Annotated in this window: 4 protein-coding genes; 3 read left to right on the forward strand and 1 reads right to left on the reverse strand. The window is 61.5% G+C overall.

Annotated elements, in window-relative coordinates:
• The coding region (locus SY1_RS06915; RefSeq protein ID WP_208873200.1) for a DegT/DnrJ/EryC1/StrS family aminotransferase at nucleotides 1-258 on the reverse strand (258 nt) is incomplete at its 3' end.
• Nucleotides 259-678: 420 nt separating this feature from the next.
• On the opposite strand from SY1_RS06915, the gene SY1_RS06920 reads away from it, so the two are divergent.
• From SY1_RS06920 to SY1_RS06930, 3 genes are read left to right on the forward strand one after another with little or no spacing between them, the layout of a single operon-like run.
• Nucleotides 679-1,263 carry a DUF6305 family protein gene (locus tag SY1_RS06920; RefSeq protein WP_015556600.1) on the forward strand — a complete coding sequence of 195 codons (585 nt, stop codon included), beginning with the start codon at nucleotides 679-681 and terminating at the stop codon, nucleotides 1,261-1,263.
• Nucleotides 1,264-1,278: 15 nt separating this feature from the next.
• Nucleotides 1,279-2,574: a citrate transporter gene (locus tag SY1_RS06925; RefSeq protein ID WP_208873202.1), complete on the forward strand. Its 1,296-nt coding sequence runs from the start codon at nucleotides 1,279-1,281 to the stop codon at nucleotides 2,572-2,574.
• A gap of 17 nt (nucleotides 2,575-2,591) precedes the next feature.
• Nucleotides 2,592-2,777: a hypothetical protein gene (locus SY1_RS06930; protein ID WP_015556602.1), complete on the forward strand. Its 186-nt coding sequence runs from the start codon at nucleotides 2,592-2,594 to the stop codon at nucleotides 2,775-2,777.
• Nucleotides 2,778-2,957: the final 180 nt, after the last annotated feature.

Here is a 2,957-nt window from a genome sequence, read left to right on the forward strand (position 1 = left end):
GAAGGTGAAGGAGGCGCACAGCACGAGGTCCCCACGGCCGATGCCCAGGAGCGCGCCGGCCAGGTGCAGGGCGGCCGTCCCCGACGAGGTGGCCAGGGCGGCGCGCACCCCGACGCGCTCCGCGACCTCCCTCTCGAAGGCCTTGACGTGAGGGCCCAGCGGGGCGATCCAGTTGGAGGCGAAGGCCTCGCTCACCCTGACGGCCTCGTCCCCGCTCATGTGGGGCGGGGAGAGGTAAATGCGATCCTGCTTTGTCATTGCAGAAGGCCTCCCGTTCGTCAAAAATTCCGCGACGGAACCCACGACTTCCTCATGCCGCAGGGCAGTCGTATTCATGCAGGAAGTTTAACGCACCCCGCGAAAAAAGGAAAGCCCCGGCGGAGGCAGCGCGGGGCGCTCACTGCGGGAGCGGCTTTTTGGAAAATATATTTTTTACCGGGAAGCCGTTTTTACCCGATGAATCCCTTATAATAACTACGATAAGATCAGCCATAAAAAGGTGTCCTTTTGATTTCGTTTTTTGTTCGTTTTTCGCTTTTTCGCGTTGAATTCCGGAAATGGACCTGACGGTCGGTGCAGGGTATCCGGATGAAGCGTCCTCCCCAGGGCGGCGCCTCGCCGCAGCGATGGGGGGAATTTCAAAATATCTTTAATTTTTTAAGGAGGTTTTCTTTGGAAATGAAGAAAATCGGTCTGCTTGCGATTCTTTTGTTGTTGGTCACGGCTGGATTGGCGTATGCCGAGCTCGAGGGGGCGGAGCCTCCGCAGGGGCAGGAGCCCCTCCTGATCACCAACGCGGGGCAGGGACCCGGCGGCAAGATGGGACGGCTTCTCGTGACCCGTGCGGGCGTCGTGAACGACCTGACCTACAACGCGGAGCCCAAGCCTGAGGACCTCGAAAGCGGCGGCTACAAGACCGTCCTCGTGGTGATCGGCTCATCGGCCAAGGGCCTTGGCGCTTCGGGCATCACGATCGATCAGGAGATCGAGCGTCTGAACGCGCTGATGGCCAAGGCGAAGGAGCTGAACCTTCAGGTCATCGCGGCCCACATCGAGGGCAAGGCGCGCCGCGGGAAGCCGGGCAGCGCGGACGAGCGCTCCATTGACGCGATCCTTCCCTTTGCGAGCCACATCGTCGTCAACCGGGAGGGGGACGAGGACGGCAAGTTCACGAAGTTCGCCGAGGAGCACAACGTTCCGATCACCTACCTGAAGAGCGCCATGGAGCTCAACGCCTTCGCGAAGGCGATGTACGGCAAATAGCCTGAGGGGGTCGACATGTACGCGGAAACGTCACAAGTCCTTGCCGCAATGGTCGTGACCTTCGCCCTGGCGAGCTGGAAGCTCAAGTCCCCCGAGCTCTCCATGGTGGTCACGGCCGTTGTGGGGGCTCTCGTCGGCAAGCTGGGGTTCCCGGTGCGCCTCTTCGTGGAGGGGACGTTCACGTATTTCGACGTGGCCTTTACCTTCCTCACAGCCTCGATCTTCATCAACTTCTACTCCGCCACGGGCGCTATGGATGCGCTGGTCCGCCGGATGGTGGGCCGCTTCTACGAGCACAAGTGGGTGCTTTTCTTCCTCCTGGCCGTCATCATGCTGATCCCCGGCGCCCTCACGGGGGCGGGCAGCGTTTCGATGTTCGTGGTCGGCGGCATGGTGGCCACGGTGCTGCGCTTTATGGGGATTCGCGAGACGAGGATCGTGGCCTTCATCTACGTCACCTCGATGCTGGCGGCCGTGGCGCCGCCCATCAACCTGTGGGTTATGTTGATGTGCGCACAGGCCAACATGCCCTACGTGGGGTTTGACGTGCCCCTTCTGGCTCCGATCGCCGTCATCACGGTCTTCACGGTGTTCTACCTGCTGCGGGGCGGCGAGCCGAAGCCCAAGGACGAGGTCCTGGCCTCCCTGCCGGTGCCTCCCGACGGGATGACGGCCTTCCGCATCGCGACGCCCCTTATCGTGCTGATCCTGCTCCTGGTCCTCTCGAAGTACGCGGCGTTCTACATTCCGATCCTTGGAATCCCGTTGATTTTCATCATCAGCACGGCCGTTGCGATGCTCCTCTCCCCCAGGAAGCTGGGCCTTTCGGGATGGTGCGGAGTCCTCTCCGAGACGTCGGAGCAGGTGTTCCCCCTGTTGGCCACGGTCATCAGCGTTGGGGTCCTCGTCAACATCATGGCGGCAACGGGGGTGCGCGGCCTGATCGCGATCACGTTCGTCACGCTTCCCGTGAGGCTGATTTACACCTTCGCCCCGTTCGTCCTGCCCTTTGCCCAGGGCGCCCTGAGCTACAGCAGCGGCATCATCCTGGGGACGCCCCTCATCTTCCTCTTCAACTCCATCGGAGTCAACGTCACGATCGTCGCGACGGCTCTGAGCCTCATCTTCCCGCTGGGGGACTGTCTGCCTCCCTCCAGGATATCGGGGCGCGTGGCCATCGAGGTTTCGGGGTACAAGGGCTCTTACCTGTCCTTCCTGCGCTCGATCCTGGTTCCGGCCATCTTCATGGGGCTCGTTGCGGTGGGGATGCTGATCTACGCAAACGACTTCAAGTGGCTGATCTTCAACTAGACCAAGGAGGTTTTTTGATGGAAGATTTTCTGCGCCTCGCCAACGAGGTGATCCACCAGTTCTACTTCATCATGGCGGGGGGCGTCGCCCTCCTGCTGCTTCGCGGCCTATTCGCTCGCAAGACGCGCAGGAGCATCGTGTACGACATCGTCTACGCTTACACGCTCATCCCCTTCCTGCTGCGCGCGCTGCACATCAAGTAGCGGGGGTGCGGACATGATGAGCTACGAGAGCGGCGCAAAGCTGCGCCAGCTGATCCTGCTCTGCTGCGCGCTGGGGCTGGCCTGGCTGGGTGGGCGGGAGTTCGTCGAGCTCCGCGAGATGAAGGAGTCCGTCGTGGTCTCCGACGCCTTTACGCGGACCTTCATGTTGAGCGATTACTT

This window comes from Fretibacterium fastidiosum, from assembly GCF_000210715.1.
GTDB lineage: Bacteria > Synergistota > Synergistia > Synergistales > Aminobacteriaceae > Fretibacterium > Fretibacterium fastidiosum.

Bases quoted from the DNA above. Each gene is read 5' to 3' on its own strand.
- SY1_RS06920 (WP_015556600.1), top strand. From the start codon at position 679: ATGAAGAAAATCGGTCTGCTTGCGATTCTTTTGTTGTTGGTCACGGCT.
- SY1_RS06925 (WP_208873202.1), top strand. From the start codon at position 1,279: ATGTACGCGGAAACGTCACAAGTCCTTGCCGCAATGGTCGTGACCTTC.
- SY1_RS06930 (WP_015556602.1), top strand. From the start codon at position 2,592: ATGGAAGATTTTCTGCGCCTCGCCAACGAGGTGATCCACCAGTTCTAC.